The sequence below is a fragment of the Streptomyces sp. NPDC093795 genome, assembly GCF_044764665.1.
Classification (GTDB): domain Bacteria; phylum Actinomycetota; class Actinomycetes; order Streptomycetales; family Streptomycetaceae; genus Streptomyces.
The window spans coordinates 231914-255809 of sequence record NZ_JBIWIO010000012.1 but is presented as its reverse complement, the minus strand read 5'-3'; the positions used below and the strand labels follow the sequence as shown (position 1 = coordinate 255809).

At 71.5% G+C, this 23896-nt stretch carries 20 protein-coding genes and 1 riboswitch; of the genes, 12 read left to right on the top strand and 8 right to left on the bottom strand.

The features are described from left to right. Positions 1-36: 36 nt before the first annotated feature. Positions 37-171: riboswitch (TPP riboswitch) on the top strand. Further along, a complete protein-coding gene (gene thiC, locus ACIRB7_RS29160) occupies positions 165-1952 on the top strand; it encodes a phosphomethylpyrimidine synthase ThiC (RefSeq protein WP_403604271.1) in 1788 nt (595 codons plus the stop codon). It overlaps the preceding riboswitch by 7 nt. 87 nt (positions 1953-2039) lie before the next feature. Here thiC and ACIRB7_RS29155 read toward each other — a convergent pair whose 3' ends face one another. The 3 genes from ACIRB7_RS29155 to ACIRB7_RS29145 all read right to left on the bottom strand — a co-directional run bounded on the left by ACIRB7_RS29155 (position 2040) and on the right by ACIRB7_RS29145 (position 5550). Beyond that, the gene (locus ACIRB7_RS29155; protein WP_403604268.1) at positions 2040-2675 is read right to left on the bottom strand and encodes a hypothetical protein; all 636 of its coding nucleotides are present in this window, start codon (positions 2673-2675) and stop codon (positions 2040-2042) included. 160 nt (positions 2676-2835) lie between these two features. Continuing rightward, positions 2836-4179 carry a metallophosphoesterase gene (locus ACIRB7_RS29150; protein ID WP_403604265.1) on the bottom strand — a complete coding sequence of 448 codons (1344 nt, stop codon included), beginning with the start codon at positions 4177-4179 and terminating at the stop codon, positions 2836-2838. Positions 4180-4443: 264 nt separating this feature from the next. Next, a complete protein-coding gene (locus tag ACIRB7_RS29145) occupies positions 4444-5550 on the bottom strand; it encodes a LacI family DNA-binding transcriptional regulator (RefSeq protein WP_360788084.1) in 1107 nt (368 codons plus the stop codon). Positions 5551-5942: 392 nt separating this feature from the next. Between ACIRB7_RS29145 and hisC the strand changes: the two genes are divergently transcribed. The 5 genes from hisC to ACIRB7_RS29120 all read left to right on the top strand — a co-directional run bounded on the left by hisC (position 5943) and on the right by ACIRB7_RS29120 (position 15356). Continuing rightward, complete coding sequence (gene hisC / locus ACIRB7_RS29140; protein ID WP_403604262.1) at positions 5943-7040, top strand: histidinol-phosphate transaminase; 1098 nt, start codon at positions 5943-5945, stop codon at positions 7038-7040. A 248-nt stretch (positions 7041-7288) separates the two neighbouring features. Further along, a complete protein-coding gene (locus tag ACIRB7_RS29135; protein WP_403604259.1) occupies positions 7289-8797 on the top strand; it encodes a cytochrome ubiquinol oxidase subunit I in 1509 nt (502 codons plus the stop codon). A gap of 18 nt (positions 8798-8815) precedes the next feature. Next, positions 8816-9832 (top strand): cytochrome d ubiquinol oxidase subunit II, encoded by a 1017-nt coding sequence (gene cydB, locus ACIRB7_RS29130; RefSeq protein ID WP_403604256.1) that lies wholly within the window; start codon positions 8816-8818, stop codon positions 9830-9832. A 47-nt stretch (positions 9833-9879) separates the two neighbouring features. Next, positions 9880-13623 (top strand): thiol reductant ABC exporter subunit CydD, encoded by a 3744-nt coding sequence (gene cydD, locus ACIRB7_RS29125; RefSeq protein WP_403604253.1) that lies wholly within the window; start codon positions 9880-9882, stop codon positions 13621-13623. 20 nt (positions 13624-13643) lie between these two features. Then, positions 13644-15356: a GAF domain-containing protein gene (locus ACIRB7_RS29120; protein ID WP_403604250.1), complete on the top strand. Its 1713-nt coding sequence runs from the start codon at positions 13644-13646 to the stop codon at positions 15354-15356. A gap of 118 nt (positions 15357-15474) precedes the next feature. Here the strand turns inward: ACIRB7_RS29120 and ACIRB7_RS29115 are convergent, their stop codons facing one another. Continuing rightward, positions 15475-16356, bottom strand: coding sequence for a Cof-type HAD-IIB family hydrolase (locus ACIRB7_RS29115; protein ID WP_403604248.1), 882 nt, complete (start codon positions 16354-16356; stop codon positions 15475-15477). Positions 16357-16683: 327 nt separating this feature from the next. Between ACIRB7_RS29115 and ACIRB7_RS29110 the strand changes: the two genes are divergently transcribed. After that, positions 16684-17085 (top strand): DUF6083 domain-containing protein, encoded by a 402-nt coding sequence (locus ACIRB7_RS29110; protein WP_403604245.1) that lies wholly within the window; start codon positions 16684-16686, stop codon positions 17083-17085. 189 nt (positions 17086-17274) lie between these two features. On the opposite strand, the gene ACIRB7_RS29105 is transcribed toward ACIRB7_RS29110, so the two are convergent. Together ACIRB7_RS29105 and ACIRB7_RS29100 are read right to left on the bottom strand one after the other, a co-directional pair. Beyond that, on the bottom strand, positions 17275-17475 hold the full coding sequence (locus ACIRB7_RS29105; protein ID WP_403604242.1) for a hypothetical protein: 201 nt from the start codon (positions 17473-17475) through the stop codon (positions 17275-17277). Between the two features lie 87 nt (positions 17476-17562). Continuing rightward, positions 17563-17844, bottom strand: coding sequence for a hypothetical protein (locus ACIRB7_RS29100; RefSeq protein ID WP_403604239.1), 282 nt, complete (start codon positions 17842-17844; stop codon positions 17563-17565). A 195-nt stretch (positions 17845-18039) separates the two neighbouring features. Between ACIRB7_RS29100 and ACIRB7_RS29095 the strand changes: the two genes are divergently transcribed. The 3 genes from ACIRB7_RS29095 to ACIRB7_RS29085 all read left to right on the top strand — a co-directional run bounded on the left by ACIRB7_RS29095 (position 18040) and on the right by ACIRB7_RS29085 (position 20200). Next, positions 18040-19035 carry a helix-turn-helix domain-containing protein gene (locus tag ACIRB7_RS29095; RefSeq protein WP_403604236.1) on the top strand — a complete coding sequence of 332 codons (996 nt, stop codon included), beginning with the start codon at positions 18040-18042 and terminating at the stop codon, positions 19033-19035. A gap of 328 nt (positions 19036-19363) precedes the next feature. Next, positions 19364-19942 (top strand): response regulator transcription factor, encoded by a 579-nt coding sequence (locus ACIRB7_RS29090; protein WP_403604233.1) that lies wholly within the window; start codon positions 19364-19366, stop codon positions 19940-19942. 45 nt (positions 19943-19987) lie between these two features. Continuing rightward, a complete protein-coding gene (locus ACIRB7_RS29085) occupies positions 19988-20200 on the top strand; it encodes an MbtH family protein (protein WP_403604230.1) in 213 nt (70 codons plus the stop codon). Here ACIRB7_RS29085 and ACIRB7_RS29080 read toward each other — a convergent pair. Both ACIRB7_RS29080 and ACIRB7_RS29075 read right to left on the bottom strand, forming a co-directional pair. After that, positions 20160-20936, bottom strand: a complete 777-nt coding sequence (locus ACIRB7_RS29080; RefSeq protein WP_403604227.1) for a 4'-phosphopantetheinyl transferase family protein — start codon at positions 20934-20936, stop codon at positions 20160-20162. The genes ACIRB7_RS29085 and ACIRB7_RS29080 overlap by 41 nt on opposite strands. After that, positions 20926-21216 (bottom strand): phosphopantetheine-binding protein, encoded by a 291-nt coding sequence (locus tag ACIRB7_RS29075; RefSeq protein ID WP_403604224.1) that lies wholly within the window; start codon positions 21214-21216, stop codon positions 20926-20928. The genes ACIRB7_RS29080 and ACIRB7_RS29075 overlap by 11 nt, the downstream gene beginning before the upstream one ends. 307 nt (positions 21217-21523) lie before the next feature. Here ACIRB7_RS29075 and ACIRB7_RS29070 point away from each other — a divergent pair, with 307 nt between their 5' ends. Next, on the top strand, positions 21524-22345 hold the full coding sequence (locus ACIRB7_RS29070; protein WP_403604221.1) for a TauD/TfdA family dioxygenase: 822 nt from the start codon (positions 21524-21526) through the stop codon (positions 22343-22345). Between the two features lie 112 nt (positions 22346-22457). Next, the gene (glyA, locus tag ACIRB7_RS29065) at positions 22458-23825 is read left to right on the top strand and encodes a serine hydroxymethyltransferase (protein WP_403604218.1); all 1368 of its coding nucleotides are present in this window, start codon (positions 22458-22460) and stop codon (positions 23823-23825) included. Positions 23826-23896 lie beyond the last annotated feature (71 nt).

Sequence of the window (23896 nt, the reverse complement as noted above, 5' to 3'; positions counted from 1 at the left end):
TTCAGCACGCCAGGGATGACGCTAGCGTGGTGGCACCTTTGCACACGCGGGAGCTCGGAGCACCGGGCTGAGAGGGCGCTGATCACCGTACGCACGTACGGGAAGAGGCTGCGCCGACCGCCGAACCTGTTACCGGGTAATGCCGGCGTAGGGAGATCGGTCTCATGACCATTCAGGACGCACGCACGCCTGCCTCCGACCAGGACGGCACCTCTGTCGACGGCGAGCGCACGCCGGGCTGGCACAAGGGGTATGTCCAGGGCTCGCGCCCCGACCTCCGGGTGCCGGTCCGTCAGGTGCACCTCACCAACGGCAAGGACGTCACGCTGTACGACACGTCCGGCCCGTACACCGACCCCACCGTCGACACCGACGTACGCCGGGGCCTTCCGCCGCTGCGCGAGAACTGGATCATCGCGCGCGGCGACACCGAGGAGTACGCGGGCCGCCCGGTCCGCCCCGAGGACGACGGCATCAAGCACACCTCGCCGCGCGGGGGCGGGCTCAAGAACCTCGACGCCGTCTTCCCCGGCCGCCCGCGCCTGCCGCGCCGGGGCCGCGACGGCGAGGCGGTGACGCAGCTCGCGTACGCCCGCCGGGGCGAGATCACCCCGGAGATGGAGTACGTGGCGATCCGGGAGAACGTCTCTCCCGAGGTCGTACGGGAGGAGATCGCCGCAGGCCGCGCGGTGCTCCCGGCGAACGTCAACCACCCGGAGATCGAGCCGATGATCATCGGCAAGCGGTTCCTGGTGAAGGTCAACGCCAACATCGGCAACTCCGCCGTCACCTCCTCCATCGAGGAGGAGGTGGAGAAGATGACCTGGGCGACCAAGTGGGGCGCCGACACGGTCATGGACCTGTCCACCGGCCGCAACATCCACACCACCCGCGAATGGGTGCTGCGCAACTCCCCCGTGCCGATCGGCACCGTGCCGCTCTACCAGGCCCTGGAGAAGGTCGACGGCAGGGCCGAGGACCTGACCTGGGAGATCTACAAGGACACGGTCATCGAGCAGGCCGAGCAGGGCGTGGACTACATGACCGTGCACGCCGGCGTACTCCTGCCGTACGTGCCGCTCACCGCGCGCCGCAAGACCGGCATCGTCTCGCGCGGCGGCTCGATCATGGCCGCCTGGTGTCTCGCGCACCACGAGGAGAACTTCCTCTACACCAACTTCGAGGAGCTCTGCGAGATCCTGGCGGCGTACGACGTCACGTACTCGCTCGGCGACGGACTGCGCCCCGGCTCGATCGCCGACGCCAACGACGAGGCGCAGTTCGCGGAGCTGCGCACGCTCGGCGAGCTGAACACGATCGCCAAGCGCCACAACGTCCAGACGATGATCGAGGGCCCCGGGCACGTCCCGATGCACAAGATCAAGGAGAACATCGACCTCCAGCAGGAGATCTGCGAGGAGGCGCCGTTCTACACGCTCGGCCCGCTGACGACGGACGTCGCGCCCGCCTACGACCACATCACCTCGGGCATCGGCGCGGCGATGATCGCCTGGTGGGGCACGGCGATGCTCTGCTACGTCACGCCCAAGGAGCACCTGGGCCTGCCGAACAGGGACGACGTGAAGACGGGCGTCATCACGTACAAGATCGCGGCCCACGCGGCGGACCTCGCCAAGGGGCACCCGGGCGCGCAGGAGTGGGACGACGCGCTGTCGGACGCGCGGTTCGAGTTCCGCTGGGAGGACCAGTTCAACCTGGCGCTCGACCCGGTCACCGCACGCGAGTTCCACGACGAGACGCTGCCGGCGGAGCCCGCGAAGACCGCGCACTTCTGCTCGATGTGCGGTCCGAAGTTCTGCTCGATGAAGATCTCGCAGGACATCCGCCGGGAGCACGGCGGTACGCAGCAGGAGATCGAGGCCGGGATGGCGGAGAAGTCCAAGGAGTTCGCCGCGAGCGGTAACCGCGTCTACCTGCCGCTGGCGGACTGACCCGTGGCGGACCGACCCGTGGCGGACTGACCTTCTCCGGCGCTTGTCCGGCCCGCGGCCCCGGGGGAGCCGCGGGCCGGTGGCGTGTCAGGGGAGGGGCGGTGCCGGTGGGCCGGTGGCGGCCAGGGCGTCGCGGAGGAAGGGGAGGATGCCGCGTTCGAGGAGGGCGCGGTGCCAGGCCTCCCGGGCGCGGGTCAGCTCCTCGTCGGGTGGGGCGCTCGCGGCCGGAGTGTTGCGCAGGGCCGTCACGAGGAGCCCGGCGGCCGCGCAGAGCAGTCCGGCCGCGGCCAGGGTGCCGAAGACCAGGCCGGCCGTCAGCAGCGTCGCACCGAAGACCAGGGTGGGGGCGAGGGCCCGCAGGACCGCGCCGACCAGCAGGAGTACGGCTGCGGCCGACCCGGCGAGGACGGGCACCAGGACGGTGAAGATCGCGACGACGCCCGCGCCGGGACCGGGACGGTCGGCCGGTTCCGGTGACCGGGCCCCGAGCGCGGCGCGGTTCGCCTCGCGGACCTTCACGAAGTGGTCGTACTCGCTCGCCGCCGCGCTGGTGACCAGTGCCGTCGCGTTCAGCGTCATGGCGCGCAGCTGCGCGAGCGTGAGCCGGGTCCCGGCTCCGGAGAGGTCCGGGCGTGCGTGGGCGGTGCTCAGTGCCTGGTCGAGGATCCGCTCGTACTCGGCGCGGTCCTCGGTCAGCAGGTGCGGAGCCACGTTCATGTGCATCCCCCGATGCTCCGTAGGCCCGGATCAGCCGTGGGACACGGTGGGTCGGGCGGAAACGGAGGAGAGCCTGCTACGGATGGACCCGATGGTAGGGCCGGGGTGCCACGCGCTGACAGGGAGTTTCCGGAATTCGCCTTCCCCGGATGCGCAGGGTTATGCCTCAGCGGTCCAGGGGGAGTTGGACGACCAGTAGCTTTCCGGCCATGGTCACTCCGCCGTCCATGGCGATCGCCAGACCGTCCGCGTAGACGTGCGGTCCGTCGACGACCGGGCCGGAATTGCCCTCGCCGTCCTCCGTGCCGACCTGGCCGAGGAGGTACGGGATGGGGCTGTGGCCGTGGACGATCCGGTGGCCGCCGTAGGTGGAGAGCAGCTCCTGGACGGCCTGGGGGCCGCCTTCGTCGCGGAAGGCGAACCGCTTGGTGAACTTGCGGAAGACGTCCCAGACCTCGTCGGCGTCGTTCCGGTTGAGGATGTCGTGGACCGTGTCGTTGACGTCCTCGATGGTCCCGCCGTATTCGAGGTACGCGGTGGTGTCGGAGTGCAGGAGGAGGTGGTCGTCCTCGCGCACCACGGCGTCGAGCCGGGACATCCACTGGAGGTGGACGTCCTGGAGCCGGTCCATGTCGTGCTTCTGGCCGCCGTTGAGCAGCCAGGCGGCCTGGAAGGTGGCGGTGCCCGCGCCGGAGTTCACCGGGGTGTCGCCGAAGCGCTTGGCGCCGATGAGCAGCAGTTCGTGGTTGCCCATGAGGGCCTTGCAGTAGCCGCCGGCGGCGGCGGCCTCGGCGGAGAGCCGCATGACGAGGTCGATGACGCCGATGCCGTCGGGGCCGCGGTCGGTGAAGTCGCCGAGGAACCAGAGGCGGGCGTTGCCCGCGGCCCAGCTGCCGTTCTCGTCGATGAGGCCCTGGGCGTGGAGGGCGGCGACGAGCTCGTCGAGGTAGCCGTGGACGTCACCGACGACGAAGAGCGGGCCGGGTCCCTCGCCGTTCGCGGGCGCGGGCTCCGTGGCGGGGGCGGTCTCGGGGGCGACCGGGACCTGGACGGTGTCGCCGCGGTTGATGACCGGGAGGTCGCGCTCGGTCGGCGTGTAGCCCTCGGGCATCGCGTCGTCCGGGAAGGCGTTGCCCGGGTGACCGGTGGCGACGGAGACGATGGAGGAACCGGCCGTGGCGGCGTACGCGGGTGCGGTACGGCGTCCCAGATGGAGGGTCGGCTCGGCGGGCATGGGCGCGGGCTGCGCGGGTGCGGCCTGCGGCGGTGCGGGCGCGGGTGCGGCCGGCGGTGCGGCGGGGGGCAGGGGCGCGCCCGGCGGTGCGGCGGGCGCGGGTGGGTTCCCGGCCGGTGCGTGCGCCGGTCGTGGCGCCGCGGAGGTCGGCCGGGGCTCCGCCGGCGTCGGTTCGGTGACATGGCCCTGTACGGGCACCCGGGCGTACGGCGGTACGCGGAAGTCGCGCAATGTCGCCGTGCGCACCACGGGCTCCTGCCCGGCCCCCTGAGTCATGGACCCCTCCACCACCGTCGCGATGCCCTGCACATCGCGGCCCGGCCTGGTCGGGGTGGTCCACGATGTCGTGCGCCCATCATAGGAATGAGCTTCCTCCTGTGTGACGCACCAGGGGTGGTGAATCCGGGTCCACTCCGGGTTCACCGGTTGTTTCGCCCGAATTGAGAAGGTCGAGTCCAGGGTTGAGGCCGGTTCGATGGCCGGTTTCGCCGCCCCTGCCCACGGGCAGGGGCGGGGACGGCGGATTGGGCGGGGCGGAATTCAGTCCTTCGCGGGTGAGCGCGGCGGGCTGACCGTCGTGCGGGGCGGACGGCGCTGCGAGGAGGTGCGGACGATGAGTTCGGTCGGTATGACCTGCTCGACCGGGCCGTCGGCGTCGGTCCCCTCGATGGCGTCGATGAGGAGTTGGACGACGGCCGTGCCGATGCGGCGCGGCTTGAGCGAGAGGGTCGTGATGGGCGGTTCGGTGGTGGCGTAGACGGTCGACTCGCTGCAGCAGACCAGCAGCAGGTCGTCCGGGACGCGCAGTCCGTAGCGGCGCGCGGCCGCGAGGAGGTCGGTTCCGTTGGGGTCGAAGAGGCCGTAGACGGCGTCGGGCCGGTCCGGTCGGGCGAGCAGCCGGTCGGCCGCGACGGCGCCCGCGCACGGGTCGTGCGCCGGATAGGCCTCGTAGACGGGGTCCTGGCCCACTCGCTCGCACCAGTTGAGGTAGGCGGTGGTGGACAGGCGGGTGTAGGTGTCGGTGGTGGTTCCGGTGAGGAGTCCGATGCGGCGGGCGCCGGCGTCGGCGAGGTGGTCGAGCAGGTCGAGGACGGCGGCTTCGTGGTCGTTGTCGACCCAGGCGGTGACCGGAAGGGTGCCGGCGGGGCGTCCGTCGGAGACGACGGGGAGGCCCTGGCGGACCAGTTCGGTGACGACCGGGTCGTGGTCGGAGGGGTCGATGACGACGGTGCCGTCGAGGGCGACGTTCGACCAGACGTCATGGCGGGAGGTGGCGGGGAGGATGACCAGGGCGTAGCCCCGGGCGAGCGCGGCCGATGTGGCTGCTCTGGCCATCTCCGCGAAGTACGCGAATTCGGTGAAGGTGAAAGGTTCATCCCCGTACGTGGTCACGGTCAGGCCGATGAGTCCCGACTTCCCGGTGCGGAGCGTGCGGGCCGCCGCGGACGGGCGGTAGCCCAGCCGGTCGGCGACCTCGCGTACGTGACGGCGGGTGGCGTCGGGGAGTCGGCCCTTGCCGTTGAGCGCGTCGGAGACAGTCGTGATGGAGACCCCGGCGGCGGCGGCCACGTCCCGGATGCCCGCCCGGCCCTGCCGGCTTCCCCGGGTCTGTGCCCGGCTCACCTGGTGCTTCCCTGCTGCTGTCATGGCGAGCCGATAGTAGGGCGATGAGGGGCGGTTGAGACGGTCGCATATGCAAGCGTTGACAGGCACGTTTCTGCATGGTCGACAGCGGCCAATCGGCAAGGAATCCAAGGTAGTTGGGGTTCTTGACATGGGACCTGTGGTTGTCGAACGGCGTAGGCCTGGCGTGGGGGCGAGGTCTCGAAGAGGTCTCAACTCACCTCTACGGGGGATGCGCGCCACGGCGCTCGCCACCGGCGCGCGCCACCCCGGTCCGCGCTCCCCCTGTTTCGGGCCGCTCCGGGTGGCTGTGTCCCCAGCGTGTCCCTCCTGTTGTCCACAGGCCATTCGCAGCGGGGGTGAATCCTCTTAAGGTGAGGAGTATTGGCGGTACGGACGGTCGAGGAGGCCACACAGTGAGCGAGACCAGCGGGACGAGTACGGGCAGCCCCAAGCTGCGCGCCGAGCTGGACGGCGTCCCCACCTACAAGCCGGGCAGGCCGGCGGCCGCGGGCGGCCCCGTGGCCTTCAAGCTGTCCTCCAACGAGAATCCGTACCCGCCACTGCCGGGGGTCATGGAGAGCACGCTGGCCGCCGCCTCGAACTTCAACCGCTACCCCGACATGGCCTGCACGGGTCTGACGGAGGAGCTGGCCGACCGCTTCGGCGTGCCCGTCTCGCACCTGGCCACGGGCACCGGCTCGGTCGGCGTCGCCCAGTCGCTGCTCCAGGCGACCTCGGGCCCGGGCGACGAGGTGATCTACGCCTGGCGTTCCTTCGAGGCGTACCCGATCATCACGCAGATCAGCGGGGCCACCTCGGTGCAGGTGCCGCTGACCGAGGGCGAGGTGCACGACCTCGACGCGATGGCCGAGGCGATCACCGACCGGACCCGGCTGATCTTCGTCTGCAACCCCAACAACCCCACGGGCACCGCGGTGCGCCGGGCCGAGCTGGAGCGCTTCCTCGACCGGGTGCCCTCCGACGTGCTCGTGGTGATCGACGAGGCGTACCGCGAGTTCGTGCGCGATGCCGAGATCCCCGACGGCATCGAGCTGTACCGCGACCGTCCGAACGTCGCCGTGCTTCGGACCTTCTCGAAGGCGTACGGCCTGGCGGGGCTGCGGGTCGGCTTCGCCGTCGCCCATGAGCCGGTGGCGGCGGCGCTGCGCAAGACCGCGGTGCCGTTCGGGGTGAGTCAGCTGGCGCAGGACGCCGCGGTGGCCTCGCTGCGGGCCGAGGACGAGCTGCTCGGGCGGGTCGGCTCGCTGGTGTGCGAGCGCGACCGCGTGCGCGCGGGGCTCGTGGCCCAGGGCTGGACCGTGCCGGACACCCAGGCCAACTTCGTCTGGCTGCGGCTCGGCGAGCGGACCACGGAGTTCGCTGCGGAGTGCGAGCGGCACGGGGTGATGGTCCGGCCGTTCGCCGGTGAGGGTGTGCGCGTCACGATCGGTGAGACCGAGGCGAACGACCTGTTCCTGAAGGCGGCGGAGGGCTTCCGCAGCGAGAGCTGACCAGCTGTCCCACCTTCTGACCCAGGCCCCCGCGAGCGCGCCGCTCGTGGGGGCCTTCGCTTGGGTATGTCCCGGTTTCCGGCCCTGTCCGGTTCTAGGGGGCCCCGGTTGACGATACGGATTTCGTATGAGCCATAATAGCTTGTGAATGTGAACGCGTTCACAAGCGCTTCCGGTTCCTCCCGTTATGGGTGGAATCCAGGGGGCGAACTGCCGATGTGATCGCGGCGATGTAAGGAGAGAACGACGTGGACCTCGCTCTGGCGCCAGAGACGTTGGCGCGCTGGCAGTTCGGCATCACCACCGTCTACCACTTCCTCTTCGTCCCCCTGACGATCTCCCTCGCCGCGCTCACCGCCGGGCTTCAGACGGCCTGGGTGCGGACGGAGAACGAGAAGTACCTGAGGGCGACGAAGTTCTGGGGCAAGCTCTTCCTGATCAACATCGCCATGGGTGTCGTCACGGGCATCGTGCAGGAGTTCCAGTTCGGTATGAACTGGTCCGACTACTCCCGGTTCGTCGGTGACGTCTTCGGCGCGCCGCTCGCCTTCGAGGCGCTCATAGCCTTCTTCTTCGAGTCGACCTTCATCGGTCTGTGGATCTTCGGCTGGGACAAGCTGCCGAAGCGCATCCACCTCGCCTGCATGTGGATGGTGTCGATCGGCACCATCCTCTCCGCGTACTTCATCCTCGCGGCCAACTCCTGGATGCAGCACCCGGTGGGCTACCGCATCAACGAGGAGCGCGGCCGGGCGGAGCTCACGGACTTCTGGCAGGTGCTCACCCAGAACACCGCCGTCACCCAGTTCTTCCACACCATGACGGCGGCCTTCCTGGTCGGCGGCGCGTTCATGGCCGGCATCTCCGCCTTCCACCTGGCGCGCAAGAAGCACATCCCGGTGATGCGGACCTCGCTGCGGGTCGGCCTGATCACCCTGATCATCGCCGGCCTCGGCACCGCCATCAGCGGTGACCTGCTCGGCAAGGTCATGTTCAAGCAGCAGCCGATGAAGATGGCCGCCGCCGAGGCGCTCTGGGACGGCGAGGCGCCCGCGCCGTTCTCGATCTTCGCCTACGGCGACGTCGAGAAGGGCCACAACAAGGTCGCCGTCGAGGTCCCCGGCATCCTGTCCTACCTGGCCAACGGAGACTTCGACTCGTACGTCCCCGGCATCAACGACATCAACAAGTCCGAGCAGGAGAAGTTCGGTCCCGGCGACTACCGGCCCAACATCCCCGTCGCCTACTGGGGCTTCCGCTGGATGATCGGCTTCGGCATGGCCTCGCTGACCATCGGGATGCTCGGCCTCTGGCTGACCCGGAAGAAGTTCATGCTGGCGCCGGGCCTGAGGACCGGTGAGGACGAGGTGCCGAACCTGGTCCTGTTCAAGCGGAAGGCGCTCAGCCCCCGCCTGGGCAGGTGGTACTGGATCATCGCCCTCTGGACCATGGCGTTCCCGCTCATCGCCAACTCCTGGGGCTGGATCTTCACCGAGATGGGCCGTCAGCCCTGGGTCGTCTACGGCGTGCTGCGCACCCGGGACGCGGTCTCCCCCGGCGTCTCCCAGGGCGAGGTACTCGCCTCGATGATCCTCTTCACCACCCTCTACGCGATCCTCGCGGTGATCGAGGTCAAGCTGCTCGTCAAGTACATCAAGGCGGGCCCGCCCGAACTCACCGAGGACGACCTCAACCCGCCCACCAAGATCGGCGGGGACTCGCGAGACCCCGACCGCCCCATGGCCTTCTCGTACTGAGGCTCAGGAGATCGAGGCATGGAACTCCACGACGTCTGGTTCGTACTCATCGCCGTCCTCTGGATCGGCTACTTCTTCCTCGAAGGCTTCGACTTCGGGATCGGAGTCCTGACCAAGCTGCTCGCCCGCGACCGGGTCGAGAAGCGGGTCCTCATCAACACCATCGGACCCGTCTGGGACGGCAACGAGGTGTGGCTGCTCACCGCCGCCGGCGCGACCTTCGCCGCGTTCCCCGAGTGGTACGCGACCCTCTTCTCCGGCTTCTACCTGCCGCTGCTGACCATCCTGATCTGCCTGATCATCCGGGGCGTCGCCTTCGAGTACCGGGCGAAGCGGCCCGAGGAGAACTGGCAGCGGAACTGGGAGCAGGCCATCTTCTGGACCTCGCTGCTCCCCGCGTTCCTCTGGGGTGTGGCCTTCGGCAACATCGTCAGGGGCGTGAAGATCGACGCCGACATGGAGTACGTCGGCGGCTTCTGGGAGCTGCTCAACCCGTACGCGCTCCTCGGCGGCCTGGTCACGCTCACCCTCTTCACCTTCCACGGCGCGGTCTTCGCCTCGCTCAAGACGGTCGGTGACATTCGGGTCCGGGCGAGGGCGCTCGCGCTCAAGCTGGGTCTGGTCACGGCGGTGCTCGCGCTGGGCTTCCTGGTCTGGACCCAGGTCCACACCGGGGACAGCTGGAGCCTCGCGGCGATGCTGATCGCCGTGGTGGCCCTGATCGGCGCGATCGGCGCGATCAAGGTGGGCCGGGAGGGCTGGTCGTTCGCGCTCTCGGGCGTGACCATCGCCGCCGCCGTGGCGATGTTCTTCCTCGCGCTCTTCCCGGACGTCATGCCGTCTTCGCTCGACCCCGCGTGGAGCCTCACCGTGACGAACGCGTCGTCCAGCCCGTACACGCTCAAGGTCATGACCTGGTGCGCGGCGATCGCGACCCCGCTGGTGCTGCTCTACCAGAGCTGGACCTACTGGGTGTTCCGCAAGCGGATCGGTACGCAGCACATCGCCGACGCCCACCAGCCGGTCCGCCCGTAGTCGGCTCCGTCCTTCGGCCAGCTCTTGGCCGGCCCTTCCCAGGGAGCATGTTTCACGTGAAACCGATCGATCCGCGTCTGCTCCGGTACGCCAGGGCCACCCGTGTCTTCCTGATCGCGGTGGTGTTCCTCGGCCTCGTCGGGGCGGCGCTGGTCATCGCCCAGGCGATGTTCATCGCCGAGATCGTGGTCGGGGCCTTCCAGAAGGGGCAGTCGGTCGCGGACCTGACGACCCCGCTGCTCCTTCTCGCGGGCGTGGCGGCGGCGCGGGGCCTGGTCTCCTGGCTGACCGAGCTCGCCGCCCACCGGGCGAGCGCGGCGGTCAAGTCCGAACTCCGTGGCCGGCTCCTCGACCGCGCCGCCGCGCTCGGGCCGGGCTGGCTGAGCGGGCAGAAGGCCGGTTCCCTGATCGCCCTCGCCACGCGGGGTGTGGACGCCCTCGACGACTACTTCGCCCGCTATCTGCCCCAGCTCGGCCTCGCGGTGGTCGTGCCGGTGGCGGTCCTGGCGCGGATCGTCACCGAGGACTGGGTCTCGGCGGCGATCATCGTCGTCACCCTGCCGCTCATCCCGCTCTTCATGATCCTCATCGGCTGGTACACCCAGGCCCGGATGGACCGGCAGTGGAAGCTGCTCTCCCGGCTCTCCGGCCACTTCCTGGATGTGGTCGCCGGGCTTCCCACTCTCAAGATCTTCGGCCGGGCGAAGGCCCAGGCCGAGTCGATCCGTTCGATCACCTCGGAGTACCGCCGGGCGACCATGCGCACGCTGCGGATCGCCTTCCTCTCCTCCTTCGCCCTGGAACTCCTCGCGACCCTGTCGGTCGCGCTCGTCGCCGTGACCATCGGCATGCGGCTCGTCCACGGGGAACTCGATCTGTACGTCGGGCTCGTCATCCTGATTCTGGCCCCCGAGGCGTATCTGCCGTTGCGGCAGGTGGGGGCGCAGTTCCACGCGGCGGCGGAGGGGCTTGCGGCGGCGGAGGAGATCTTCGAGGTGCTGGAGCAGCCGGTGCGGGTGGGGGGTGCGGGGCCGCGTGCGGGTGTTGCGGTTCCGGGCTCCGTCCGGCTGGAGTTGGAGGGGGTGACGGTACGTCATGCCGGGCGGGCCGAGCCCTCGCTCGACGCGGCGACGCTGACGGTCCAGCCGGGCGAGACGGTGGCCCTGGTGGGGCCGAGCGGGGCCGGGAAGTCGACGCTGCTCGACGTGGTGCTGGGCTTCGCGGTGCCCGAGGAGGGCGGCTCCGTGCGGGTCGGTGGCGAAGACCTCGCCGCGGTCGACCTCGAGGAGTGGCGGTCGCGGATCGCCTGGGTGCCGCAGCGGCCGTACCTCTTCGCGGGGACGATCGCCGAGAACGTCCGCCTGGCCCGCCCGGACGCCTCCGACGAGGCGGTACGGGATGCTCTGCGGGACGCCGGTGCGGACGGGTTCGTCGCGGGGCTCCCGCGGGGGCTCGACACGGTGCTCGGGGAGGACGGTTCCGGGCTCTCGGCGGGGCAGCGGCAGCGGCTCGCGCTGGCCCGGGCGTTCCTCGCGGACCGGCCGCTGCTGCTGCTCGACGAGCCGACGGCGGCGTTGGACGGGGCGACGGAGGCGGGGGTGGTCGAGGCGGTACGGAGGCTGGCGGCCGGCCGGACCGTGCTGTTGGTCGTGCATCGGCCGGCGCTGCTCGCTGTCGCGGACCGGGTGGTCGGTCTGGCCCCGGCCGGGGTGCCGTCGCGGGGCGGGGTGCCGGGGGGCGGGGTGCTCCCTCAGGACGGGGTGCCGGGGGGCGGGGGTGCTGTTCTGGCGGACGCGCTCGGGGTGGGCCGGGGTGACGGGGGCGCCGGGTTCGGTGCGGGTGGGTTGTGCCCACCCGTTCCGCCCTTTGCGGAACAGATGCCCACAACTGGTGGGGACGGGGGCGGGGAGTCCACAACCGGGGTGGGCGGGCACGGGGTGCCTGCAGCCGGGGTGGGCGATGGGGGCGCCGGGACCGGGGGTGCGGAGTCGCCCGCGATCCGGGGGGCCGGGTTGGGGCGGGTTCGGGGGATGGTGGGGGAGTTCCGGGGGCGGATGGGGCTTGCTCTGTTGCTCGGGAGTCTGGCGCTCGGGTCTGCCGTGGGGCTCATGGCCGTGTCCGGGTGGCTCATCTCGCGGGCTTCCGAGCAACCGCCCGTGCTGCACCTCATGGTGGCCGTCACCGCCACGCGCGCCTTCGGTATCGGGCGGGCCGTGTTCCGGTACGCCGAGCGGCTCGTCTCGCACGACGCCGTGCTCCGGATGCTCGCCGAACTCCGGGTCTCCGTCTACCGGCGCCTTGAGCGGATCGCCCCGGCCGGGCTGCGCCGCACCCACCGGGGGGACCTGCTCGCCCGGCTCGTCCAGGACGTCGACGCGCTCCAGGACTACTGGCTCCGCTGGCTGCTCCCCGCGGGCGCCGCGCTCGTCGTGGGCGTCGCCTCCGCCGGGTTCACCGCCTGGCTGCTGCCCGAGGCCGGTGCCGTCCTCGCCGTGGGCCTGCTCGTCGCGGGTGTCCTCGTGCCGGCGGCCGGTGGGGCGCTCGCCCGCCGGGCCGAACGGCGGCTCGCCCCCGCCCGCGGCGCCCTGGCGACCGCGGTGGCCGACCTGCTCCGCGGCTGCGCCGAGCTGACGGTGGCGGGGGCCCTGCGGAGCCGTATCGAGCGGGCGCGGGCCGCCGACCGTACCCTCACCGGCATCGCCTCCCGGCAGTCCGCCGCCACCGCGCTCGGGGCCGGGCTCTCCGCCCTGGTGTGCGGGCTCACGGTCGTGGCCGCCGCGGTCGTCGGCGTCCAGGCCGTACGGGACGGGCGGCTCGACGGAGTGGCCCTCGCCGTGGTCGTCCTCACCCCGCTCGCCGCCTTCGAGGCCGTCACCGGGCTGCCGCTCGCCGTCCAGTACCGGCAGCGCGTCAAGCACAGTGCCGAGCGCGTCTTCGAGGTGCTCGACGCCCCCGTTCCCGTACACGAACCGGCCCGGCCCGGCACTCCCCCGGCGAGCCCGTTCCCGCTGGAGCTGGCCGGTCTGTCCGCCCGGTACCCGGGCCAGGAGCGGCCGGCGCTCGCCGACTTCCGGCTCACCCTGGAGGCCGGGCGCCGGGTCGCCGTCGTCGGCACCTCCGGCTCCGGCAAGACCACGCTCGCCCAGGTGCTGCTCCGTTTCCTGGACGTGGAATCAGGCACGTACCGCCTCGGCGGGGTGCCCGCCCGGGAGCTCGACGGCGACGCGGTCCGGCGGCTCGTCGGGCTCTGCGCGCAGGACGCCCACCTCTTCGACAGCTCCGTCCGCGAGAACCTGCGGCTCGCCCGCACCGGGGCGAGCGACGAGGAACTCCGCGAGGCGCTGCGCCGGGCGCGGCTGCTCGACTGGGTGGACGGGCTTCCGGACGGGCTCGACACCCTCGTGGGCGAGCACGGCTCCCGGATCTCCGGCGGTCAGCGGCAGCGCCTCGCGCTCGCCCGTGCCCTGCTCGCCGACTTCCCCGTCCTCGTCCTCGACGAGCCGGCCGAGCACCTGGACCTGGCCACCGCCGACGCGCTCACCGACGATCTGCTCCGGGCCACCGAGGGCCGTACGACCGTCCTCATCACCCACCGGCTGCACGGGCTCGACGCGGTCGACGAGGTGCTCGTCCTGGACGAGGGCCGGACCGTGCAGCGCGGCCCCTACGCGGAACTCGCCGCGGCCGACGGGCCGCTGCGCCGGATGCTCGAACAGGAGCGGGAGACCGACCTGCTCGTCGTCGGCGCCGGGGCGGACAGTGACGGACGGCCGACTTTTCTCGCCAAATAGGACTTACTAGGCTCAAGCCCATGACCGCCGCAGCGTCCGACGCCCCGGACCCCCTGGAAGCCGCCACGCAGGCCGCCCGCAGCCTCCAGGGACTGTCCACCGAGCTCACCGCCCGCGTACCGCAGCTCCTCGAGGCCATGCGCTCGGTCGGTACCGGGCTCGAACTCCACTCCACCCTCGACCGCATCTGCGAGACCGCCGCCGAACTCGCCGACGCCCGCTACGCCGCGATCGGCGTCGTCGACGAGGAGGGCAAGAGCCTGTCGGACTTCGTCACCTTCGGCGTCGGCGAGGACGTGGCCCGCCGGATCGGGCGCCGCCCCGACGGCCACGCTGGGCTGCTCGGCGCGCTGATCCGCGAGCCCCAGACGATCCGTCTCGCCGATCTGTCCACCGATCCGCGCTCGGCGGGCTTCCCGGCCGCGCACCCCCCGATGGCCAGCTTCCTCGGCGTCCCCATCCGGGTCCAGGGCGAGATCTTCGGCAATCTGTACCTCGCGGAGAAGCGTGGCGGCGGCGCGTTCAACGACTACGACGTGCACATGGTCCGGGTGCTCGCCACCGAGGCCGGCATCGCCATCGGCAACGCCCGGCTGTACGAGGCGGCCCGGCAGCGCGAACGGTGGATCGACGGTTCGGTCGCCGTCACCACCGCGCTGCTCTCCGGTGGTGACGCGGACGACGCCCTCACGGTCGTCGCCGAGCAGGCCCGCCGCCTCGCCGACGCGGACGCGGGGATCGTGCTGCTGCCCGCCGAGGACGGCGGTCTCGAGATCGTCGCCGTCTCCTCGCCCCGGCCGACGAAATCCCTCGGCGTGGTGATCCCGCCCGAGAGCGCCGTGGTGCGGCGGCTCCTGGGGGGCGAGGCGGTCTTCGTGACGGACGCGGCGGCGGACCCGCGCATGATCAGTCGGCTGACCTCCTCGTACGGGCCGAGCATGATGCTGCCGCTGCAGAGCGGTGGCCGGGTGCTCGGCGCGCTCGCCACGCCCCGGGCGCGGGGGGCCCGCCCGTTCACGGAGACGGAGCGGACGCTCGCCACCCAGTTCGCCTCGCAGGCGGCGCTTGCGCTGATGATGGCCGACGCGCAGCGGGACCGGGAACGGCTCGCCGTGTACGAGGACCGCGACCGGATCGCCCGTGACCTGCACGATCTGGTGATCCAGCGGCTCTTCGCCACCGGCATGATGCTGGAGAGCGCCCAGCGCAGGTCGATCGTGCCGGCCGTGCGGGACGGCGTCGGCAAGGCGGTGGACGAGCTCGACGTGACGATCCAGGAGATCCGTACGGCGATCTTCGCGCTCCAGCAGGGGCCCGCCGAGGCGCCGTCGGGGCTGCGCACCCGTGTCCTGCGGGAGATCAACATGGCCGCCGTGCCGCTCGGCTTCAAGCCCGCGCACCGCTTCCTCGGCGCGATCGACTCGACCGTCGGCGAACTCACCGGCAAGAACCTCATCGCCGCCCTGCGTGAGGCGCTCTCCAACGCGTTCCGGCACGCGGAGGCGAGCCGGATCGACGTGGTCGTCGAAGCGGGCGTCACCCTGCCCGACGGCTCCGCGGGCGTACGGCTCTCGGTCGCGGACGACGGCATCGGCCTCCCGGCCGGCGGTCGCCGCAGCGGCCTGCGCAACCTGGCGCGGCGGGCCGAGTCACTGGGCGGCGCGAGCTGGTGCGGGCCGGGTGTCGGGGAGGACGGCGGCGGTACGACGGTGGTGTGGGAGGCACCGCTCTGACGGCTGTCCGCTGGGACGGGTGCCTGCTTGGCGGGTGTCCGCTGGGACGGGTGCCTGCTCCGGCGGGTGTCCGCCGGGACGGGTGCCTGCTCTGGCGGGTGTCCGCTCCGGCCCGAGCTCAGGTGGTGTCCTGCCGGGTCTCGGCGGCCGCCTTCACCTCGGTGACCAGTTGTTCGATGACGGCGGCCACGCCGTCCTCGTTGTTGCTCACCGTGCGGCCCGAGGCGGCGCTGATCACGTCGGGGTGGGCGTTGTCCATTGCGTACGAGCGGCCGGCCCAGCTCAGCATCTCGATGTCGTTCGGCATGTCGCCGAAGGCGACCACCTCCTCGGCCGTGATGCCGCGCTCGGCGCAGCACAGGGCCAGGGTGGAGGCCTTGGAGACGCCGAGCGCGCTGATCTCGATGAGGGCGGTGGGGCTGGACCGGGTGAACGAGGCCCGTTCTCCGGCGGCCGCCCGGGCCGTCGCGAGGAACACGTCGGGGTCGAGCTCCGGGTGCTGGGCGAGCAGCTTGAGGACCGGGGCCGCGGCGCCGGGCGTCTCCTCGAAGAGGAGCTTCTCCGCGGTGGCGACGGTCGCCCCGGGGTCGAGGAAGAACGGCGGGTACTGGGGCTCGTAGTGGATGCCGGTGGTGAGCTCGACCGCGAAGGACGTCCCCGGCGCGGCGGCGCGCAGGGCCCGGACGACGTCGAGGGCGATCGGCCGCTCCAGCGGGTGCACCTCGAGGAAGGTGCCTCCCGCGTGGAGGTCGACGACGGCGGCGCCGTTGGCGCAGATCGCGAGGCCGTGACCGTGGACGTGGTCGCTGACGACGTCCATCCAGCGGGCCGGGCGGCCGGTGACGAAGAAGACCTCGATCCCGGCCCGCTCGGCCGCGGCGAGTGCGGCGACCGTGCGCTCGGAGACGGACTTGTCGTCGCGCAGCAGCGTGCCGTCGAGGTCGGTGGCGATCAGCCGGGGCGCCGGGGCGGGAGTGCGCGGGGCACGGGGAGAGGTCACCGCACCATTCTTCCGCACCGAACGCACGGGCGTGCGGGGAGCCGCACATATGAGTGACCGAGGTCGCCGGCCGGGCCCGGCGGGGGCGGGACCGCACCGCCCGGCGGCTACGCCCCGACATGGCCGTAAACATCCGTTCGTTTTCGGGCCCGCGGGGGAATGTCCCTGAGAGCTGATGGCGTCTCAGGGGGGCGGGACATGGGCTCGGGCGGGCGAAGCGACGCGTGCGACTCCTGCGGTGCGCCGTACGGGACATGGGTCCCGAGCCTCGGCATGGACCTCTGCCCGCGGTGCGAGGGGTCCGGGGCCACGCGGGACCCGGTGCTGGTGGGAGACGTTCTGGCAGGCCTGGTCGACGCCGCGGCGTTCACGGTCGTCGTGCCGGAGCCCCGCTCCGGGGCGCTCGTACCGGAGGTGGCCGCTCCCGCCCTCGCGGCCTGCGAGCAGTGCGGGGCCCGCATCGAGTGGCGCCGTACGGTACGGGGGCACTGGATCATGATCGAGCCCGGGACGCTGAGGGCGGCCGTCGTTCCGGCGGGCAGCCGCTGGCGCGTCGCGGGTGACGGGACCGTGGCCGGTCCGGCCTCCGCCGCGCCGTCGGACACCTGCCGGGTCCGTCATGTCGACGTCTGCGCGGCGCATCCGGAGCCGGTCGGCTCGCCCGTCCTGCTGGCCCTCTGGCGGGGCCACGCCCGGCGGTTCGCCGTACACGGTGACGCTCGCGCGTGAGGTGTGAGGTGTGAGGTGTGAGATGGGTGTGGGGACGCGTGCGTGACCCCTGAAAGCCGAGACGGCACCGAGGACCGTTGTCCTCGATGCCGTGCTCATTCTGGAAAGGGCACCGGGCACTCCGGGCGCCCCGTCCCGCGTCACCGGGCGACGCCATGGCGGCGAAGCGTCGAGGCGTCGAGGCGGATGTCAGCCCCAGATCATGTCGTCCGGCGCGGGGCCGCCGACGACGACGGACTCCGTGGTGTCGCCGGACATGGCGATCGCCGGGGTCAGGAGGGCAAAGGCCGTCAGGAGAACCGCAGCCCAGCGGGCGGGACGAAAGCGCAGCAACGGATGATTCCCTTCCGAAGTAAGGAGTTGTTCCTTCTGTGCGACAAGCTTCGCCAAGCAGAAAGACCTTCGGAAGAGGAATCCGGTGGACGGAACGGGCCCTGGACCGAAGCGGTCAGCGGGACGCGTCCCCGTCCTCAACGATCAGACATCAGGACTCAGCCACAGGTCCTCGAGCCCGTACGGGGCGAGCAGCGGCGCCTCGGAGCGCCCGACCCGCCACCCCGGCAGCGGACCGATCGCGTCCACCGCGCGTCCGCACAGTCTCGCCGCCGTCTCCTCCGCGTCCCGCAGGCCGTCGGTCAGCAGGTAGACGCCCACCGTCACCCCGTGCCCGGGGCGGGGGTGGATGACCACATGTTCCACACCTTCGTCGGGGTGCGCCAGGGCGCGAAGGAGATCCGCGAGGTTCTGAGGGATACACAAGTCCACCTTCCTGTTAAGGAGTTCGGTGTGAACGAGATACACGCTCGCATTTTCCCAAAAGGGCGAACACGGGAGAAGAGCACCAGAAGTCCCATTCCGGCAATGGCCGGTACAGTCCACCCCTCCACCTGTAGAAATCAGGCCACACGTGTGATGATGTAGCGTCTTTACGAGAGCTCCGGGGGGAGAAGTTCCGTGCTCAAGTCGCTTGGTCTCGATGCCATTGCCGAGGCCGTCTACCGGGGCCTTCTCGCACAGCCGCGTGACGGCGTGACGGACCTCGCCGAGCGACTGGGGCTCACGCCCGAGCAGGTGCGCCACGCCCTCGACACCCTGAGCGAGCTGGCGCTGCTCAGACCCTCGTACGACCGCGAGGGCGAGCTGTGGCCCGTATCGCCCGAGGTCGGCCTCCAGATGTTGATGGCGCGCCAGCAGGCGGAACTCGCCGCACACCAGAAGCAGATGGACGACTCGCGGGCGGCCGCGGCCCGGCTGATCGCGGAGTTCGCGGAGGCACGGCCGGCCGACACCCGCTCGCACAGTGAGCGCCTGACCGGGATCGACCAGATCCGCGACCGGCTCGCGGCCCTCACCCGGGAGACGCGGGAGGAGGTCATGACCTTCGCCCCCGACGGGCCCCAGCGGCCGGAGCACATCGAGGCCGCGAAGCCGCTCAACCAGGAACTCCTGGAGCGCGGTGTCCGGATGCGGACGGTCTATCTCAACAGCGCGAGCAACAGCCCGCACACCCTTCAGTACGTGAGCTGGCTGTCCAAGCTGGGCGGCGAGGTGCGTACCGTGCCGACGCTGCCGACCCGGATGATCGTCGTCGACCGCAAGGCCGCCGTCATCCCCGTGAACAGCGACAACAGCTCCGAGGGAGCCCTCATACTGACCGGCCACGGCACGCTGACCGCGCTGTGCGCGCTGTTCGACAGCGTGTGGAGCGGCGCCCGGCCACTGAACGAGGAGAGCAGGGCCGACGACCAGGGGCTCACCGACCAGCAGGCCATGGTCGTGGTCCTGCTGGCCGAGGGCCACACCGACGAGACCATCGCCAAGCGGCTCGGGGTGTCGCCGCGGACCGCGCGGCGCCTTGCCTCCGAGCTGATGACCCGGCTCGGGGCGCGCAGCCGGTTCGAGGCGGGCGTCCGCGCCGTGCAGAACGGCTGGCTCTCGGAGCACCGCTGACCGTCGGAGACCGGTGGCCCTTGATGGGGCCGGTCGTCCCCTCGTAGACCGGTGGCCCTGAGGTGGGCCGGTCGTCCCCCCATAGACCGGTGGCCCTGAGGTGGGCCGGTCGTCCTCCCCGTAGACCGGTTGCCCGTGTGGCAGGCCGGTCTTCTCGCCGTACCCCTGCGGTCTCGCCGTACCCCTGCGGGCCCGGCGCCCCGATGTCCCCTTCTGTCCAGGACCCCAATGGGCCACCGGAGTTGTCTTCCGTACCGTCCGAACGATCCAGAAGAGTGGCCCCGTACAGCCGGAATGGACCGGAACCAGCCGCAGACGGGGAGTCGACATGGTGCGTGCCGGGATCTTCGTCCGGAACCAGCTCGCCCTCCTGGGCATCCGCTACCTGCTCGACGCGGAGGCCGACATCCAGGTCGCGTTCGCGACGGGCACGCCCTTCGCGGTGGCGGCCGGCACGGTCGACTGCCTGGTCCTCGACCTGGGTCTGCTCGACGGACTGCCCGCCGGGGTGCCCGCCGCCCGTACGGTCCTGCTGACGGCCGACGGAACCTCCGCCGGCCGCGACGCGGGCCCGCACCCGATGGGCGAGACGCATCCGTTCGACGACGCGCCCCTGCTGCTCGTGGACGCCGTCCGGCGGGTGGCGGGCCCGGGACCGGTTCCGGCCGGTGCCGCACCCGGCGCGCCGCAGGGCGTCGCCACGCTCTCCCCGCGGGAGCGCGAGGTGCTCGGGCATCTCGTCGAGGGCTGCACCCATGACCAGGCGGCCCGGCGGATCGGCATCAGCCAGCACACGGTCGACACGTACGTGAAGCGCATCCGCTCCAAGCTCGGCGCGCACAACAAGGCGCAGCTGGTCCGCGCCGCCCTGACCGCACCGCGCGCGGCGCAGTCCGCGCACCACTAGCCCGAAGAAACCCCACTCACCCCGACAACGACAGCAGGTGGAGACATGACGTCCGAAGACAACAGCGCCCATCTCGTGGTCCGCAATCACGAACTGCGGTACTCGCTCTGGCCCGCCGACCGCGAGCTGCCGGCCGGCTGGGAGCCGGACGGGTTCCGTGGCGACCGTCAGCAGTGCCTCGACCACATCGAGCAGGTGTGGACGGACATGAGGCCGCTCAGCGCCCGGTCCCCGGAGCCCGCGGCGGCCCCGCGCTGAACGCGGCGGCCGAGGGGCGGCTCCGGGAGTAGGCGGTGAAGGCCAGCGGCCCGCCGCCGATCACGGCCACCGCGGCCGCGCGGCCCGCACCCGCCTCCAGGTCGGCCAGTACGAAGTCCTCGGCCGGCCTGGCGGCCGGACCTCCCAGGAACAGCACCCTCGGGTCCTCCTCCGGGGCAGACACCCCGATCTCGGAGAGCGGCACCCGCAGCCCCAGGCCCGTCGCCTTGAGCACGGCCTCCTTCCGGGTCCACATCCGGTGGAAGCCGCTCGCGGTGGCGTGGGCGGGGGTGCGTGGTTCCGCCGGCCCGATGACATGGGGGAGCAGTTCCGTGGGGGACACGGACGTACTGATCTCCTCCACGTCGATGCCGACCGCACCGGCCCTGGTGACGGCGACCGCCACCCGGTCGCCCGAGTGCGAGACCGACACCTGGAGTCCGGTGCCCGGCAGTTCGGGCTTGCCGTGGTTCCTGTCGCAGTCGGGGCAGTGGGCGACCACCTCGATACGCCGGGGCGGAAGGCCGAGATAGCCGGCGGCGGCCGTACGCAACAGGGCCCGGCCGGCGATGAACCGTCGGCGGTCCTCCGCCCTGCGCAGCTGCGGGACCCGTTCCTGTTCGGCCCCGTCGAGCAGGGTCAGGCATTCGTCGGTGACCGTGGCCGGATCGGTCCACCAGATGTGGCAGTCGGCCGAACCGAGCGCCGGGACGGCCGGGGGCGCGTCAAGCAGCACGTGCTCTCCCTGTGGTCGAGGGCAGAGCCCGGGTGACGCGCTCCACCATGGAGCCGAACGAGGCGTCGACGGCCAGGTCGCTGCTGCTCACCTCGACCCCGAAGACGTCGGCCGCCCGCGCGGTGACCTGCACCGCGAGCAGGGAGCGGCCGCCGACGGCGAAGAAGTCCGTGGCGTCCTCGACGCGGTCCATGGCGAGCGCCCCGCACCAGATCTCTGCGAGCCGGCCGCGTACGGCGCCGGGCCCGAGGTCGTCTTCCACCGCATCGCCTTCCGTCATGCCGTCCACTGCCGGTCGGCCTCCCATGGTCACCGCGTCACGGCGCGAACACACGCCCCCGAAAGCCGTGACACCTGTTCGGGGGACACCGCCTGTTCAGGAACAAGACAACGCACTGTCCACCCCTTGGACGGAATTGCACGCCCCCGGCATTGACCGGATCCGTCCAGGGATCCGATATTGCCCACCCTCTCGGCGCCCCTCTAACGTCACCGTCGTGATCGAAAGTCAGGGCCACTCCTCACTAGGAATTCTCATGGCTGTAACCCCCTTCAAAACGTCTCCCCTTTCCGATCACCACGGTCTGGTGATCGAGAGTGCGGATCTTCCCCTCGCCGAACTCCCGCACTCCGAGATAGCCGAACTCTTCAAGCAGCACGGCACGCTGATGTTCCGCGGGTTCGGGGCCGGCGCCGACGATTTCCGCGCCCTCGTCCAGAAGTTCTCGTCGAAGCTTTTCTTCCACCAGAACCCCAACCGCGAGACGATTTCCGACGACGGCGCCGTCCTCCTCGTGGACGCGCACCGGAATCCCATTCCGGCGCACTCCGAGATGAGCTACTGCCCGCTGCACCCGGGCCTCCAGTGGTTCTACTGCGTGCGGCCGGCCGACGAGGACGGTGAGACGACCGTCTACGACGGCGTCGAGGCGTACAAGCGGCTCGCCACCGAGACCCGCGACCTGTTCGACAAGCTGCGGCTGACCTGGCGCCTGCCGTTCCCGACCGCCCCGGAGCACCAGGAGCGCGTGTTCGGTACGGCCGACCGCGCCGAGCTCGAGGCGCTGTTCGCCACGTTCGACGACTTCGAGTACGACTTCGACGACGCCGGGAACCTCAACTGGAAGTGGACCGTCTCCGCGGTCCCGCAGGCGCCCTACGTGGACGCGCCCACGTTGTGCAACAGCTACCTGGGCTCGGGCGCGATCGTCTCCTTCGAGGACGGATCCTCCATCCCGCAGCACGTCCGCTGGGACGCGCTCGACGCCACCGAGCAGGTGCGGGTCGACCTCCAGTGGCAGGCCGGCGACATCGTCATGATCGACAACAAGCGCGTGATGCACGGCCGGCGCGGCTTCGAGGACCCCGACCGCAAGGTCGCGGCGATGCTCTCGACGCCGAACTTCTGATCGCCCGGCCCCCGCCCGCGCCCACTCCACCGCCGCGCGCCCCCCGTACCGCCTCCGCTCTCCTCCGCCCGTCGCCCGTCGACCGCCGCTCTCACAGTTTGGATGCGACTCCATGACCCACGCCGTCGGTCTGCCCACGCTCACCGGTCCGACCGCCCCGCTGTCGTCCTTCTACGAAAACGCCCTGCACGCCATGGAGCTCGGCGACCCCGCGCTCTACGGGCTCATGGACGACGAGCTCCGCCGGCAGCACGAGACCCTCGCCCTGGTCGCCTCGTGCAGCCCGGTGACGCCCGCGGCGCTGCTCGCCGAGGGCAGCTTCTTCGCCAACGTCACGGCCGAGGGGTACCCGGGCCGGAGGTTCCACGCCGGCTGTGTGAACGTCGACAAGGTCGAGCGGCTCGCGGTCGAGCGCGCCAAGCAGGCCTTCGGCGCCCGCTACGCCAACGTCCAGCCCCACTCGGCGAGCACCGCCAACCAGGTCGTCATGAACGCGCTCCTGAAGCCCGGCGACCCGATCCTGGGCCTCGACCTGGACGCGGGCGGCCACCTCAGCCACGGCGCCTCGGTCAACATCTCGGGCCGGATCTTCGACGCGCACAGCTACGGCCTCGGGGCCGACGGCCTCATCGACTACGCGGAGGTCCGGGCCCAGGCCCTGCTGCACCGGCCGCGCCTGATCGTCGCGGGCACCACGGCGTACCCCCGTACGCTCGACTGGGCCGCGTTCCGCGCCATCGCCGACGAGGTGGGCGCGTACCTGCTCGCCGACATCACCCACATCGCCGGTCTCGTGGTGGCCGGGCTGCACCCGTCGCCGCTGGCCCACGCCCATGTGGTGACCACCTGCACGCACAAGCAGCTCTACGGCCCGCGCGGCGGTCTGATCCTGCTCGGCGACTCCGCCGACACCGTGCTCCCCACCGGCCGTACGCTCCGGCAGACCCTGCAGAGCGGGCTCTTCCCGCTGATCCAGGGCGCGCCGGTGGTGAACAGCATCGCCGCCAAGGCCTACGCGCTCGGGGCGGCGACCACGCCGGAGTTCACCGCCAGGATCCACCGGGTGCGCGACCTCGCGGCCGCGCTCGCCGAGCAGCTCGTGGGCCGTGGTGTGCGGGTCATCTCCGGCGGCACCGACAACCACATCGTCGTGGCCGACGTCCTCACGTCGTACGGCGTCACGGGCGTCAACGCCGAGAAGGCGCTGGAGCAGTGCGGCATCCTCGTCAACAAGAACCGGATCGTCGGTGACGCGCACTCGGCCATGGTGACCTCGGGCGTGCGGTTCGGCAGCAACAGCATGGCGGCGCGCGGGTTCGAGCTCGCCGACGTCGCGGAGGTCGCGGGCCTCGTCCACGAGGTGCTGACCGCCACGGAGAACACGGCGAACACCACGTACGCGCTCGACCCCGCGCTCCAGGCGCGCGTCCAGGAGCGGATCCGCTCCCTCTGCCACCGCCGGCCCGTCGCCGGCTACTGACCGCGATTCCCCGGCGGGCCGGCACCCCCATCACGCCGGCCCGCCCCCGCGGTGCGCCCTCGGGCGGACCC